This is a genomic window from Actinomadura sp. J1-007, from assembly GCF_009793335.1.
Taxonomy (GTDB): Bacteria; Actinomycetota; Actinomycetes; order Streptosporangiales; family Streptosporangiaceae; genus Spirillospora; species Spirillospora yumaensis.
In genome coordinates, this window is the sequence record NZ_WING01000001.1 from 6,792,623 (window position 1) to 6,806,673 (window position 14,051).

At 74.1% G+C, this 14,051-nt stretch carries 10 protein-coding genes and 1 pseudogene; 7 read left to right on the forward strand and 4 right to left on the reverse strand.

Translation table 11 applies throughout. From position 1 onward, the window contains the following. Positions 1-136 precede the first annotated feature (136 nt). The 5 genes from GEV43_RS30860 (at position 137) to soxR (ending at position 5,524) form a co-directional block, all read left to right on the forward strand. On the forward strand, positions 137-898 hold the full coding sequence (locus tag GEV43_RS30860; RefSeq protein WP_160823679.1) for an ABC transporter permease: 762 nt from the start codon (positions 137-139) through the stop codon (positions 896-898). Then, on the forward strand, positions 895-1,980 hold the full coding sequence (locus tag GEV43_RS30865) for an ABC transporter ATP-binding protein (protein ID WP_309239928.1): 1,086 nt from the start codon (positions 895-897) through the stop codon (positions 1,978-1,980). The genes GEV43_RS30860 and GEV43_RS30865 overlap by 4 nt, the downstream gene beginning before the upstream one ends. Before the next feature lie 177 nt (positions 1,981-2,157). Then, positions 2,158-3,975 (forward strand): phosphoenolpyruvate carboxykinase (GTP), encoded by a 1,818-nt coding sequence (locus GEV43_RS30870; RefSeq protein ID WP_160823680.1) that lies wholly within the window; start codon positions 2,158-2,160, stop codon positions 3,973-3,975. Between the two features lie 321 nt (positions 3,976-4,296). Next, the gene (locus tag GEV43_RS30875) at positions 4,297-4,878 is read left to right on the forward strand and encodes an HdeD family acid-resistance protein (protein ID WP_160823681.1); all 582 of its coding nucleotides are present in this window, start codon (positions 4,297-4,299) and stop codon (positions 4,876-4,878) included. Positions 4,879-4,939: 61 nt separating this feature from the next. After that, entirely contained in the window at positions 4,940-5,524 is a 585-nt protein-coding gene (gene soxR, locus GEV43_RS30880) for a redox-sensitive transcriptional activator SoxR (protein WP_160823682.1), read from the forward strand. Positions 5,525-5,776: 252 nt separating this feature from the next. Here soxR and GEV43_RS30885 read toward each other — a convergent pair whose 3' ends face one another. From GEV43_RS30885 to GEV43_RS30895, 3 genes are read right to left on the reverse strand one after another with little or no spacing between them, the layout of a single operon-like run. Continuing rightward, complete coding sequence (locus GEV43_RS30885; protein ID WP_309239929.1) at positions 5,777-8,194, reverse strand: glycoside hydrolase family 65 protein; 2,418 nt, start codon at positions 8,192-8,194, stop codon at positions 5,777-5,779. Continuing rightward, positions 8,191-8,373 carry a hypothetical protein gene (locus tag GEV43_RS30890; RefSeq protein WP_160823683.1) on the reverse strand — a complete coding sequence of 61 codons (183 nt, stop codon included), beginning with the start codon at positions 8,371-8,373 and terminating at the stop codon, positions 8,191-8,193. Before GEV43_RS30890 ends, GEV43_RS30885 begins: the two co-directional genes overlap by 4 nt. Then, on the reverse strand, positions 8,370-9,122 hold the full coding sequence (locus tag GEV43_RS30895) for an HAD family phosphatase (RefSeq protein ID WP_160823684.1): 753 nt from the start codon (positions 9,120-9,122) through the stop codon (positions 8,370-8,372). The genes GEV43_RS30890 and GEV43_RS30895 overlap by 4 nt, the downstream gene beginning before the upstream one ends. Before the next feature lie 145 nt (positions 9,123-9,267). On the opposite strand from GEV43_RS30895, the pseudogene gndA reads away from it, so the two are divergent. After that, positions 9,268-10,691, forward strand: a pseudogene (gene gndA / locus GEV43_RS30900) (NADP-dependent phosphogluconate dehydrogenase). Here gndA and GEV43_RS30905 read toward each other — a convergent pair. Continuing rightward, complete coding sequence (locus tag GEV43_RS30905) at positions 10,688-11,530, reverse strand: MOSC domain-containing protein (protein ID WP_160823685.1); 843 nt, start codon at positions 11,528-11,530, stop codon at positions 10,688-10,690. The pseudogene gndA and the gene GEV43_RS30905 overlap by 4 nt on opposite strands. A 160-nt stretch (positions 11,531-11,690) precedes the next feature. Between GEV43_RS30905 and GEV43_RS30910 the strand changes: the two genes are divergently transcribed. Continuing rightward, on the forward strand, positions 11,691-14,006 hold the full coding sequence (locus GEV43_RS30910) for a tetratricopeptide repeat protein (protein WP_160823686.1): 2,316 nt from the start codon (positions 11,691-11,693) through the stop codon (positions 14,004-14,006). Positions 14,007-14,051: the final 45 nt, after the last annotated feature.

Consider the following 14,051-nt stretch of genomic DNA (forward strand, 5'->3'; position numbering starts at 1 on the left):
GTCCGGGGGTGTTCGGGGGCGTGAGGTGGTCGGGGAGGGGGAGGGGCGGTGACGGGAGGAAAGGCGTGTTGAGGCGGGGGTGCCGGGCGGGAGGGCGGCGCCCACGGTTGAGCGGGGGCTTGGGCGGGCGCCTTGGATGCTTGTGGCGCCTGCGCTCGTGGGGCTGGCGTTCCTTGTGCTGCCGCTTGTCGGGCTGCTCGTGCGGGCGCCGTGGTCGACGCTCGGGACGCGGCTCGGGGAGCCGCAGGTGCTGGAGGCACTACGGCTCTCGCTGGTCAGCGCGACGCTCGCGACGGGGCTGTGCCTGCTGCTCGGGGTGCCGCTCGCGTGGCTGCTCGCGCGCGTGCCGTTCCCCGGGGCCCGGCTGGTCCGCGCGCTCGTGACCGTTCCGCTCGTGCTGCCGCCGGTGGTCGGCGGCGTCGCGCTGCTGCTGGTGCTCGGCCGCAAGGGCCTGGTCGGCGGGTGGCTCGACGCGGCGTTCGGGATCACGCTGCCGTTCACCACGGCCGGGGTCGTGCTCGCCGAGACGTTCGTCGCGATGCCGTTCCTGGTGATCAGCGTGGAGGGCGCGCTGCGCGCCGCCGACCTGCGCTACGAGGAGGCCGCCGCGACCCTCGGGGCCACCCGCTGGACGGCGTTCCGGCGCGTCACCCTCCCGCTCGTCGCGCCCGGGGTCGCGGCCGGGGCGATCCTGTGCTGGGCGCGGGCGCTCGGCGAGTTCGGCGCGACGATCACGTTCGCGGGCAACTTCCCGGGCCGCACGCAGACCATGCCGCTGGCCGTCTACCTGGCCCTGGAGACCGACCCGCAGGCGGCGATCGTGCTGAGCCTCGTGCTGCTCGCGGTGTCCGTCGCCGTCCTCGCCGCCCTCCGCGACCGCTGGGTGAACGCCACGTGAGCGGCGGCCTGGACGCCCGGCTGGTCGTACGGCGCGCGGCGTTCGACCTCGATGTGGAGCTGGCCGCCGCGCCCGGCGAGGTCGTCGCGCTGCTCGGGCCGAACGGGGCGGGCAAGAGCACCGCGCTGCGCGCCCTCGCGGGCCTGGTCCCGATGGCGGGCGGGCACGTGCGGGTGGACGGCGCCGACCTGCGGGCCCTGCCGCCCGAACGGCGGGGGATCGGCATGGTCTTCCAGGACTACCTGCTGTTCCCGCACCTGAGCGCGCTCGACAACGTGGCGTTCGGGCTGCGCTGCCGGGGCGCCCGCAAGCGCGAGGCGCGGCGCGAGGCGGCCGGGTGGCTGGACCGCGTCGGGCTCGCCGGGCACGCGTCCGCGCGCCCGCGCGCGCTGTCGGGCGGGCAGGCGCAGCGCGTCGCGCTCGCCCGCGCGCTCGCGACCCGGCCCGGCCTGCTGCTGCTGGACGAGCCGCTCGCCGCGCTCGACGCCCACACCCGGCTGGAGATCCGCGCGGCGCTGCGCCGCCACCTGGAGGGGTTCGGCGGCGCGGCGGTGCTGGTCACGCACGACCCGCTGGACGCGATGGTGCTGGCCGACCGGCTCGTGGTGATCGAGGACGGACGGCTCGTCCAGCAGGGCACGCCCGCCGAGGTCGCGCGCCGTCCCCGCACCGGGTACGTGGCGCGGCTCGTCGGGCTCAACCTGTACCGGGGGCGGGCGGACGGCGGCACCACGGTCACCGTGCGGGCGGTCCAGGGCGAAGGTTCCGGGGGACAGGGGACGTCCGGCGTCGCTACGATGGACACCGTCGACTCTCTGACTGGTGACGTTTTCCTAGCCTTCTCGCCAGCATCGGTCGCGCTGTACCGGACTCGCCCGGACGGCAGCGCGCGCAACCTCTGGCGTGCGCGTGTCGGTTCCGTGGAACGGCAGGGAGACCGCGTCCGGATCCAGCTCGAAGCCCCGCCTTTCCCCGCGGTCGCGGAGGTCACTCCAGCGGCCGTCGCGGAGCTGGAATTGGCGGAGGGCACGACGATATGGGCGGCCGTCAAGGCCACCGAAACCCACGTTTACCCAGCTTGAGCACCGTTAAGCCGAGAGTGGCCGCGCGACGTCCGTGGCGCCCGTGGCTAGGTGATATCAATCACAAAAGGCGACGGGAAGACCCAAAAGCGGGCCGGATTGGTCCAGACCAAATGGCAAAAACGACGGGTCTTGTTCATCATGCAAAGATCCTGCGAACCGCTGAAGGAGTTGCCCGTGTCCAACCAGATCCCCGGCCTCGACCAGGCCCCGACCGGTCACACCGAGCTGATCGACTGGGTGCGCGGGATCGCCGAGCTGACCCAGCCCGACCGGATCGAGTGGTGTGACGGCTCGGACGCCGAGTGGGAGCGCCTGACCGGCCTCCTCGTCGAGCAGGGCACGTTCAAACGCCTCGACCCGGCGAAACGGCCCAACAGCTTCTACGCCGCCTCCGACCCGAGCGACGTGGCCCGCGTCGAGGACCGGACGTTCATCTGCTCCGAGCGCGAGCAGGACGCCGGCCCCACCAACAACTGGATCGCGCCCGCGGAGATGCGCGCGACCTTCGGCGAGCTGTTCAAGGGCGCGATGAAGGGCCGCACCATGTACGTGGTGCCGTTCTGCATGGGCCCGCTCGGCGGCAACATCTCCCAGCTCGGCGTGGAGATCACCGACTCGCCGTACGTCGCCGTCTCGATGAGGATCATGACGCGGATGGGCGAGGGCGCCCTGCGGCTGATCGAGGAGCGCGGCTCGTTCGTCAAGGCCGTCCACTCGGTCGGCGCGCCGCTCGCGCCGGGCCAGGACGACGTCGCGTGGCCGTGCAACGAGACCAAGTACATCTCGCACTTCCCCGAGACCCGCGAGATCTGGTCGTACGGCTCGGGCTACGGCGGCAACGCGCTGCTCGGCAAGAAGTGCTACGCGCTGCGCATCGCCTCGACCATGGCCCGCGACGAGGGCTGGATGGCCGAGCACATGCTCATCCTCAAGCTCACCCCGCCGACCGGCGAGACCCGGTACGTCGCCGCCGCGTTCCCGTCGGCGTGCGGCAAGACCAACCTCGCGATGCTGGAGCCGACCATCCCGGGCTGGAAGGTCGAGACCATCGGCGACGACATCGCCTGGATGCGGTTCGGCGACGACGGCCGGCTCTACGCCATCAACCCTGAGGCCGGGTTCTTCGGCGTCGCGCCCGGCACCGGCGACTCCACCAACGCCAACGCCGTGAAGACCCTGTGGGGCAACTCCATCTTCACCAACGTGGCGCTCACCGACGACGGCGACGTGTGGTGGGAGGGCCTCACCGACGAGCCGCCCGCGCACCTCACCGACTGGAAGGGCAACGACTGGACGCCGGAGTCCGAGACCCCGGCCGCCCACCCGAACGCCCGCTTCACCACCCCGGCCGGGCAGTGCCCGATCATCGCGCCGGAGTGGGAGGACCCGAAGGGCGTGCCGATCTCGGCGATCCTGTTCGGCGGGCGCCGCGCGAGCGCCGTGCCGCTCGTCACCGAGTCGTTCGACTGGCAGCAGGGCGTGTTCCTCGGCGCGAACGTCGCGTCGGAGAAGACCGCCGCGGCCGAGGGCAAGGTCGGCGAGCTGCGCCGCGACCCGTTCGCGATGCTGCCCTTCTGCGGCTACAACATGGGCGACTACTTCGGCCACTGGCTGAAGATCGGCAAGTCCACCGACGCGGAGAAGCTGCCGCGCATCTACTACGTCAACTGGTTCCGCAAGAACGCCGACGGCAAGTTCATCTGGCCCGGCTTCGGCGAGAACAGCCGCGTCCTGAAGTGGATCGTCGAGCGGCTGAACGGCCAGGCCGACGCCGTCAAGTCCCCGATCGGGCACCTGCCGACGCGGGAGGCGCTCGACACCGAGGGCCTGCGGATCGACGACGCCGACCTCGACACGCTGCTGTCGGTCGACACCGACGTCTGGAAGGAGGAGGCCGCGCTCGTGCCCGGCCACTTCGAGACGTTCGGCGACCACCTGCCGAAGGAGCTGTGGGACGAGTACAACGCCCTGGTCAACCGGCTCGGCCACTGACCGGCGGCCGGATCCGCCGCGTTCGCGCGGCTGACCGGGCCTGAGCGGCGCGCTGCGGGACCATGCCTCGGTGAGGCGTGGTCCCGCCGTCGCGTTCCGGGGCGGCGGCCCGAGCGTCGTGGCCCGCGGCGGCCGCCGGGGGCCGGCGGGCGGCGCACGCCGGTGACCCGCGCGCGACGGCGGGCGAGTTCGCGGGAACTTTGCCCAGTTCGTGTGGGCGCTTGGCTTTCCCGGCAGCGGACGGCGGTTAGCGGTGTGGTGAGGAGAGCCGGCGCGTTCCCGCCACCGGAGGCGCGGCCGGCGACGCTTCTGGAGGCGGTCATGTTCGATCAGATCACGCGGCACTGGTGGGTGCTCGCGCTGCGCGGCGCGTTCGCCGTGCTGTTCGGCCTCGTCGCCTGGATCTGGCCCGGCATCACGGTGTGGGCCCTCGTCGTCCTGTTCGGCGCGTACGCGCTGGTGGACGGCCTGTTCTCGCTGGTCGGGGCGTTCCGCGGCGTGCCCGGCCAGTCGCGCGGCTGGCTCGCGCTCGCCGGAGTGGCGGGCATCGTCCTCGGCCTCGCGGCGCTGATCTGGCCCGCCATCACGGGCCTCGCGCTGCTGATGCTGATCGCGGTGTGGGCGGTCGTCACGGGCGTGATGGAGATCGTCGCCGCGGTCGCGCTGCGCAGGGAGATCCACGGCGAGTGGCTGTACGCGCTCACGGGCGTGGTGTCGGTGGTCTTCGGGGCGCTGCTGTTCGCGTGGCCGGTGTCGGGGGCGCTCGCGGTCGTCTGGCTGATCGGCCTGTTCTCGATCCTGTTCGGCGCCGTGATGATCGGCGCCGCGTTCCGGCTCCGCAGGCTCGGCGAGGAGTCGCGCCGCGCCGGGCGCGGCATGGGCGGCGCGCCCGCGCACGGCTGACGCCGCCGCCCGCCGGGGCGGAAACCTCAGGTTTGGTTGAGGAGCGGGTAGGGTCGGGCGCATGACACGCCTTGAGCATCGCGTCCACGAACTGACCGTCGGCCAGCTCGCCGAGCGCAGCGGCGTGGCGGTCTCGGCCCTGCACTTCTACGAGTCCAAGGGGCTGATCAGCAGCCGCCGGACGCCCGGCAACCAGCGCCGGTTCAGCCGGGACACGCTGCGCCGCGTCTCGTTCATCAGGATCTCCCAGCGGGTCGGCATCCCGCTCGCCGACATCCGAGAGGCGCTCGGCACCCTGCCGGAGGAGCGCACCCCGACCGTCGCGGACTGGGCCCGCCTCTCCGAGACGTGGCGCACCGACCTCGACGACCGGATCGCCCAGCTCGAACGGCTCCGCGACAACCTCACCGACTGCATCGGCTGCGGCTGCCTGTCGATCAACAAGTGCGCGCTCGCCAACCCGTACGACCGGCTCGGCGACGAAGGGCCGGGCCCCCGCCGCCTCCTCGTCCAGCGCGGCGCCCGCCCCGCCGAGCGGGAGCACCACGCCGACGGCCAGGACACCCCGCCCCCGCCGCCCCGCCCCGGCGCGGACGCCCCCGAGGACTCCCAGCCCCAGGACCCCTGCGACAACACCTGCCTCTGACCCGCACACCCGCCGCCGACCGCTGAGCGCAAGCCCGCCGACCGCGGCCGGCCGACCGCAAGCCCGTCGACCGCAAGCCCGCCGACCGCCGACCGCGGCCAGCCGAGCGCCGACCATGGCCCGCCGAGCGCAGCCCGCCGACCGCGGCCAGCCGAGCGCCGACCACGGCCCGCCGACCGCAAGCCCGTCGATCGCGGCTCGGAGCGGCGGTCTCGCCCGCCGCTCCGGGGCCGCGGGGCGGTCAGGGCTGGGTCAGCGGTGGTCGCGGATGCGCTGGTCGCGGCCGTGGGGGTCGATGCGGCGCGGCGCGGGTTCGCGGCCGATCGGCTGGGCGGACGGCGGCGGCGACGGTACCTGCTCGATCGGCAGCTCGACCGGCTTGCCGTCGGGCGCGAGCGTGAACTCCTCGTCGTGGTGCCGGACCTTGAGCCCCGGGCCGTCCATCAGCTCGTACGTCGCCGACTCGCCCGTCACCGTCACCTTGAGGCGGTTGCCGCGGTAGCGCAGCCGGAACGCCATGCGGCTGATCCCGCCGGGCAGGCGCGGCGCGAACCGGAGCCGGCCCTCGGCCGCGCGCATCCCGCCGAACCCGGCGACCAGGCCGCTCCAGCCGCCCGCCATCGACGCGATGTGCAGGCCGTCGCGGGTGTTGCCGTTGATGTCGTGCAGGTCGAGCAGGGCCGTCTCGCCGAGGTAGTCGTGGGCGAGTTCGAGCTGCCCCACCTCGGCGGCGATCACCGCCTGCGTCTGCGCCGACAGGGACGAGTCCCGGACGGTCAGCGCCTCGTAGTACTCGAAGTTGCGGGCCTTCTGCTCCGGCGTGAACGCCTCGCCGCACAGGTGCAGCGCCAGCACCAGGTCGGCCTGCTTGATGACCTGCTTGCGGTACAGGTCGAAGTACGGGAAGTTCAGCAGCAGCGGGTAGTGGTCGGGCTTGGTCGCCGCGAAGTCCCAGCGGGCGTGGTTGGTGAACCCCTCGTTCTGCGGGTGCACGCCCATCCGCTCGTCGAACGGGATCAGCATCGCCGCCGCCGCGTCCCGCCACGACGCGGCCTCCTCGGTCGTGACCCCGAACCGGTCGGCCAGGTCCGGGTGCTTCATCGCGATCGCGGCGGCGCCCTGGAGGTTCCGGCGGGCCATCAGGTTCGTGTAGACGTTGTTGTCGACCACGGCGGTGTACTCGTCGGGGCCCGTCACGCCGTCGATCCGGAAGACGCCCTCGACGTCGTGGTGGCCGAGCTTGCGCCACAGCCGCGCCGTCTCGACCAGGATCTCCAGCCCGACCTCGCGTTCGAACCGCTCGTCCTCGGTCGCGTCCACGTACCGGATGACGGCATCGGAGATGTCGGCGTTGATGTGGAACGCGGCCGTCCCCGCGGGCCAGTACCCGGAGCACTCCTGCCCGCGGATCGTCCGCCACGGGAACGCCGCGCCGGTCAGCCCGAGCTGGGTGGCGCGCTCGCAGGCGAGCGGCAGCGTCATGTGCCGCCAGGCGAGCGCGTCGGCCGCGGCGCCCGGCTGGGTGTAGGTCAGCACGGGCAGCACGAACGTCTCGGTGTCCCAGAACGTGTGCCCGTCGTACCCGGGGCCGGTCAGGCCCTTCGCGGGGATCATCCGGCGCTCGGCGCGGGCGCCCGCCTGGAGGATGTGGAACAGGCCGAACCGCACCGCCTGCTGGATCTCGGCGTCGCCGTCCACCTCGATGTCGGCGCCCTGCCAGAACTCGTCGAGGTAGTCGCGCTGCTCCTTCAGCAGCCCGTCCCAGCCGGTCTGCCGCGCGCCCGCGAGCGCCCCGACCACCTGGTCGTGCAGCGCCGGGCGGGACCGCTGGCTGGACCAGCCGTACGACAGGTACTTGATGATCCGCAGCCGCTGCCCGGGTTCGAGCCGGGTCGCGACCGTCAGCCGGCCGACGTCGGCGGAGCTCTCGGTGTCGACCGCCATCGACTCGGGGCCCTCGATCTCGTGGGACATCCCGGCCGCCATCCGCAGGCCGCTGTTGCGGGTGCGGTGCAGCAGCAGCACCTTCGTGCCGTTCGCGACGTGCTCCTCGCTGACCAGCGGGGACTCCAGCGTCGCGGCGACCCGCGGGTCCTTGCCGAGGTCGGGCAGCGCCTCGTTGGCGACCAGCTCGGACTGGGCGACGACGCGGATCGACTCGTCCACCGGCTCGACGTCGTAGCTGATCGCCGCGATCGCCCGCTGGGTCAGCGACACCATCCGCACCGAGGTGATCCGCACCCGGCTGTCGGCCGGCGAGGTCCACTCCACCTCGCGGGTGAGGGTGCCGGCCCGCAGGTCCAGGACCCGCTCGTGGTGGTGCAGCCGCCCGTACCGCACGTCGAACGGCTCGTCGTCCACCAGCAGCCGGATCAGCTTGCCGTTGGTGACGTTGATCACCGTCTGGCCCGACTCCGGCAGCCCGTAGGCGGTCTCGGCGTGCGGCAGCGGCCGCTGCTCGTAGAACGAGTTGAGGTAGCTGCCCGGCAGCCCGTGCGGCTCGCCCTCGTCGAGGTTGCCGCGCAGCCCGACGTGCCCGTTCGACAGGGCGAACACCGACTCGCTCTGCGCCAGCCGGTCGATCCGCAGCTCCGGCTCGCGCACGAACCACGGCTCGACCGTGTACACGGGCCGGTCCACCACGGCCCCCTGACCGTCCGCCTCGCTCACCGCGCGTCCCCCCTGACGTCCGCTGTCTCCCCGTCGGCGCCGGCCGGCGGGCCGGCGCCCTCCGCGCCGGCCGCGCGGCCCGCGCGCCGCGGCCCGCCGGTCCGGCCCTCGCCGAGCACGGCCCGCGGGCCGCCGCGCGGCGGCCCGGCCGCGGGCTCCCGGTCCTCCCCGTCGCTCACTCGTCCTCCCCCAGGAGATCGGCGAGGTCGTCGACCACCACGTCCGCGCCGTGCTCGGCGAGCGCCGCGGCGTGCTCGTCGTCGACCCTGTTGACGCCCACAACGTACGCGAACCCGCCCGCCCGACCCGCCTCGACACCCGCGAGCGCGTCCTCGAAGACCACGGCCCGCGAGGCCGGGACCCCGAGCTCGCGCGCGCCCTCCAGGAACGTGTCCGGGGCCGGCTTGCCGGGCAGGTCCCGCTCGGCGGCGACGACCCCGTCCACGCGCGCGTCGAACAGGTTGGTGATGCCCACCGTGTCCAGCACCTGAACGGTGTTGGCGCTGGACGACACGACCGCCGTCCTCAGGCCCGCCTTGCGGGCGCGGCGCACGTAGTCGACCGACCCGTCGAACACCTCGACCCCGCGCTCCTTGATCAGGGCGAGGACGAGCGCGTTCTTGCGGTTGCCGAGCCCCCGCACGGTCTCGGCCTCCGGCGGGTCGTCCGGGGAGCCCTCGGGGAGCGTGACGCCCCGCGACTGGAGGAACGAGCGCGTCCCGTCCTCGCGGCGCTTGCCGTCCACGTAGCGGCCGTAGTCCTTGTTGGGGTCGAACGGCACGAACGGCGTGCCGTCCCTCGCGGCCCGTTCCCGCAGGAAGCCGTCGAACATCTCCTTCCACGCGGCCGCGTGCACCGCCGCCGTACGGGTCAAGACTCCGTCAAGATCGAACAGGCACGCCGCGGCCCCGTCCGGCAGTCCCAGCATCGCGCCCCCTTCGTGCGTAGTGATTTCCCAACAATGGCTTGCCGTTCCCGCCCGGAACAAGGACATGCGCCGCGAGGTTGCCCGAACCAGGGGCCCCTGAACCGCGTACCAGGCGGGTAGGGGCCCATCCGAGGAGGGGAATCCAATGGACAAGGCGCGCATAGGCGTCACCGGGCTCGCGGTCATGGGCCGCAACCTCGCCCGCAACCTGGCCCGGCACGGCCACCCCGTCGCCGTGCACAACCGGACCGCCGCCCGCACCAAGGCGCTGGTGGCCGACTACGGCGACGAGGGGACGTTCCTGCCCGCCGACACGGCGGAGGCGTTCGTGGCGTCGCTGGAACGGCCCGCCGGCTCGTCGTCATGGTGAAGGCGGGGGCCCCGACCGACGCGGTGATTGACGAGTTCGCGCCGCTGCTGGAACCCGGCGACATGATCGTGGACGGCGGCAACGCGCACTTCCTCGACACCCGCCGCCGCGAGGCCGCGCTCCGCGAGCGGGGGATCCACTTCGTCGGCGCCGGCATCTCCGGCGGCGAGGAGGGCGCGCTGAACGGCCCGAGCATCATGCCCGGCGGCTCCGCCGAGTCGTACGAGGCGCTCGGCCCGATGCTGGAGGACATCGCCGCCAACGTGGACGGCACGCCCTGCGCCACGCACGTCGGCCCGGACGGCGCGGGCCACTTCGTCAAGATGGTGCACAACGGCATCGAGTACGCCGACATGCAGCTCATCGCCGAGTCGTACGACCTGCTGCGCAACGGCGCGGGCCTCGCGCCCGCCGAGGTCGCCGAGGTGTTCCGCACCTGGAACACCGGCCGCCTGGAGTCGTACCTCATCGAGATCACCGCCGAGGTCCTCGCGCACACCGACGCGGCGACGGGCCGGCCGTTCGTGGACGTCGTCCTCGACCAGGCCGAGCAGAAGGGCACCGGCCGCTGGACCGTCCAGACCGCCCTCGACCTCGGCGTCCCGGTCGGCGGCATCGCCGAGGCCGTCTTCGCCCGCTCCGTCTCCGGCCACGCCGACCTGCGGGAGGCGTCGCGCGCCCTGCCCGGCCCGTCCGGCGCCCGCGTGACCGACTCGGGCTTCGCCGACGCCGTCGAGCAGGCGCTGTACGCGTCGAAGATCGTCGCGTACGCGCAGGGGTTCCACCAGATCCAGGCGGGCAGCGCCGAGTACGGCTGGGACATCGACCTCGGCGCGATGGCGACCATCTGGCGCGGCGGCTGCATCATCCGCGCCCGCTTCCTCGACCGGATCCGCGACGCGTACGCCAAGGACCCGCACACGCCGACGCTGCTCACCGACGCCCACTTCGCCGAGGCGGTCGGCGCCGCCCAGGACGCCTGGCGCTCGGTCGTCGGCACCGCCGCGCGCCTCGGCATCCCGGCGCCCGGCTTCTCGACGGCCCTCGCGTACTACGACTCGCTCCGCGCCGACCGCCTGCCCGCCGCACTCACCCAGGGCCAGCGCGACTACTTCGGCGCCCACACCTACCGCCGAGTGGACCGCGACGGCTCGTTCCACACTCTGTGGGGCGGCGACCGCTCGGAGGTCCCTGCCTAGAGCAGGATCGCTTCCGAGCCCACGGAGACCTCGCCTGGGCGTTCTACGGTCGCGTAGACGCCCAGGCAGTGGTCGAGCCGGGTGTGGACGAGCCGGGCGAGGGCGCGGTCCTTGGCGAGTCCCGGCTGCGGATGCGTGATCATCGCGCAGCGCGGCGTACGGTCGGTGATCCGCAGAACCGCGCCCCCGATCCGCAGCCTCCGGCCCGTCCAGCCCTGCTCAGGGAAGCCGTCCGTCCCGTCCGTGCCGTCCCGCAGGACGATGTTGGGGCGGAAGCGGCGGACGTCCACGTCCGACTCCGGCGCCAGCCGCCGCAGCGCCTCCAGTGAACGGTCCGTGATCAGGTGGACGGGGGCCCAGTCGAAGTACGTCCCCGGCATCGTCTGGTGCGTGAACAGCTCGGCGGGCATGGACGACAGGTCGGGCAGCAGGTCGTCGCTCTCCACCGCGAAGAGCTCCAGCAGGTGCCGCCCCGCGTCGCCGTCCGGCAGGGCCCGCCGGTAGTGCTCCCGCTCGCTCTCGGGAAGCCTCGGCCACAACGTCACCTCGTGCCCGAGCGCCGCGCTCAGCGTCCCGTGCACGCCGGGGTCGTCGGTACGGACCGTACCGCCGCCGGGCAGCACGATCTCGGCGGGCTTCCCGTCGCCGTCCGGGTAGCGGGAGGCGAGGGACAGCAGCGCGGGCATCTTGCGCGCCTCGGTGATCGCGCCGCGCCGCTCGTCCCGCACGGCCCAGCAACGGTCGCCCCGCAGCCCGTCCGCGCCGAGGCCCGCCGAGACGACCCGTTCGCCGCCCATGCTCTTGACCGGATACCGCCACAGCTCCGCGACCTCGCCCATGCGACTCCTTCTGCCAAGCGCTTGCTCAAATGCTAGCCCGCCTCGGTCCCGACCTCCCTTTCCCGGCGGGGCCGCCTGGGTGGACGATTCGCCGGGGTGAGGGAGTCCGGCGTGGGATGATTCGGGGGGCGCTGGGGCTTCCTGTGGAGGTTCGTACGGCATGGCGGATGCGGGCCTGGTGTGGACGGCGGTCGGGACGGTCGGGACGGTCGCGAGCCTCGGGTTCGCGTGGGTTCAGGTGCGGACGCAGAGGGCGGGGGCCGCGGCGCCGGAGCCAGAGGCCGAGCGGGGAGCGGCGGACATCTTCGGGATGTCGGTTGCCGTCCCCACCGGGGCGCTGCCCGTTGAGGTGCGCGGACGCGACGCGGTGCTGGGCGAGTTGAAGCGCTGGGCGGCGCGGCCGGGCTCGGCGGGTGCGGCCGGCGCGGCCGGTGCGGTGGTTGTTCTGGCGGGGATGGGTGGGCAGGGGAAGACGACGCTCGCGACCGCGTTGGCGGGGCATCGGGCGGCGCGGGGGAAGCCGGTGTGGTGGGTTTCGGCGGCGGACCGGTCGAGTCTGGCGGCGGGGCTGGTCACGGTGGCGCGGCGGCTCGGGGCGTCGCGGGCGGACCTTGAGGCGATCGCGTACGGGGCGGGTGACGCGCCCGACCGGTTATGGGCGTTGCTGGAACGGGCCCCGGCCGGGTGGCTGCTCGTCCTCGACAACGCCGACGAGCCGGGCGTTCTCGCCGGGGTGGCCGCGCCGGGCGACGGGACGGGGTGGCTGCGTCCGTCGAAGCGCGGGCTGACCGTCGTGACCAGCCGGGACGCCGATCCGGGGACGTGGGGGCGGCACGCGGTCGTACGCAACGTGGGAGCGCTCGGGGAGGACGACGCGGCGCTCGTGCTGCTGGATCTCGCGCCGAGGGCGGGCAGTGTGGAGGGCGCGCGGGCGCTCGCGCGGCGGCTCGGGTGCCTGGCGCTCGCGCTGCGGCTGGCGGGCGGCTATCTCAACTCGGGCGGCGCGCGGTGGCGCACGTTCGACGAGTACCGGCACGCGCTGGACGACGGGGACGGACTCGGCCGGCTGGACGGCGGCGGCGACCCCCGGACCGTCGTGATGCGCACCTGGGAGATCTCGCTCGACGGGCTCGAACGCGACGGGTTCCCGCTGGCGCGCACCCTGCTGCGGCTGCTGTCGTGCTTCGCGCCCGCGACCCCGATCCCGTACGGGCTGCTGGATCCGCCGCTCGTCCCGGCGAGCGAGCGGGACGTGGAACGGGCGCTGGACGGCCTGGCCCGGTTCGGCCTGATCGAGTGCAGGGACCGCGGGATCGCCGTCCACCCGCTCGTCGCCGACACCAACCGCGCCCACCTGGACGGCGCGGAGCGCGCGCGGGTCGCGGGGGCCGCCGCCGATCTGGTCGCGGCGGCGGTACGGCGGCTCAGCCTCGACCGGCCGGGCGACTGGCCCGCCCACCACGCGCTTGGTCCCCACCTGCACGCGGTCTTCGGATCCGTGGCGGACGCCCTGGACCGCGCCCGGCTCGCCGCTCTCGCCGGTTCGGCCCGCGAGGTGAGCGAGGTGCTGCGGATGACCGCGGCGGCCGAGGCGGGGGAGCGGCTCTGCCTGGCCGCGCTGCCCCACCTGGACGGACGCGGCCCCGGCGCGCTGGCGCTGCGGCACGAGCTGGGCCGCCTGACCGCCGCGCGCGGGCGGTGGACCGAGGCCGCGGAGGCGTACACGCGGCTGCTGCCGGAGATGCGGGACGTCCTCGGCGCGGACGATCCCGGCGTGCTGGCCCTGCGGCACGACCTCGGCTGGGTGACCGCCGTGCTCGGGCGGCTGGACGAGGCGGAGGAGATCTTCCGCGGTCTGCTGCCCGACCGGGTCAGGGTGAGCGGCGCGGACGCCCGCGGCGCGATCGACACCCGGCACGAGATCGCGTGGGTGGCGGGCGTTCGGGGCCGCTGGACGGAGGCGGAGGCGGGCTACCGGGAGGTGCTGCGCGACCGGCGGCGGCTGCTCGGCGACGACCACCCCGACACGTTGATCACCGTGCACGAGCTGGCGTGGGCGCTGTCCGGGCAGGGCCGCCTGGACGAGGCGGAGGCCGTGCACCGCGACAACCTGCGGACGCGCCGCCGCGTCCTCGGCGACGACCACCCGCGGACGTTCGGCACCCGGCACGAGCTGGCCTGGCTGGACGCGCTGCGGGGCCGCTGGGCGGACGCCGAGCGGCGGTACCGCGCGCTGCTCGCCGACCGCCGCCGCGCGCTCGGCGACGACCACCCCGACACCCTCGCCACCCGGCACGAGCTGGCCTGGACCGCGGCGAGCCAGGGCCGTGCGGACGAGGCGGCCGCGGCGTACGCCCACCTGCTGCGCGCCCGCGAACGCGTCCTCGGCGCCGACCATCCGGACACCCGCGCCACCGCGACCGCGCTCGCCGAGCTCCGGCGGGGGCGCGTGCACACCGCGCGCCATCTGGCCTGAGCGCGGAACCCGTGCTCACCCGGTGCCGTCTCAGTGCAGACCATG

Coding starts and splice junctions, on each gene's coding strand:
- GEV43_RS30860 (WP_160823679.1), top strand. CDS start 137: ATGCTTGTGGCGCCTGCGCTCGTGGGGCTGGCGTTCCTTGTGCTGCCG.
- GEV43_RS30875 (WP_160823681.1), top strand. CDS start 4,297: ATGTTCGATCAGATCACGCGGCACTGGTGGGTGCTCGCGCTGCGCGGC.
- soxR (WP_160823682.1), top strand. CDS start 4,940: ATGACACGCCTTGAGCATCGCGTCCACGAACTGACCGTCGGCCAGCTC.
- GEV43_RS30895 (WP_160823684.1), bottom strand. CDS start 9,122: ATGCTGGGACTGCCGGACGGGGCCGCGGCGTGCCTGTTCGATCTTGAC.
- GEV43_RS30905 (WP_160823685.1), bottom strand. CDS start 11,530: ATGGGCGAGGTCGCGGAGCTGTGGCGGTATCCGGTCAAGAGCATGGGC.
- GEV43_RS30910 (WP_160823686.1), top strand. CDS start 11,691: ATGGCGGATGCGGGCCTGGTGTGGACGGCGGTCGGGACGGTCGGGACG.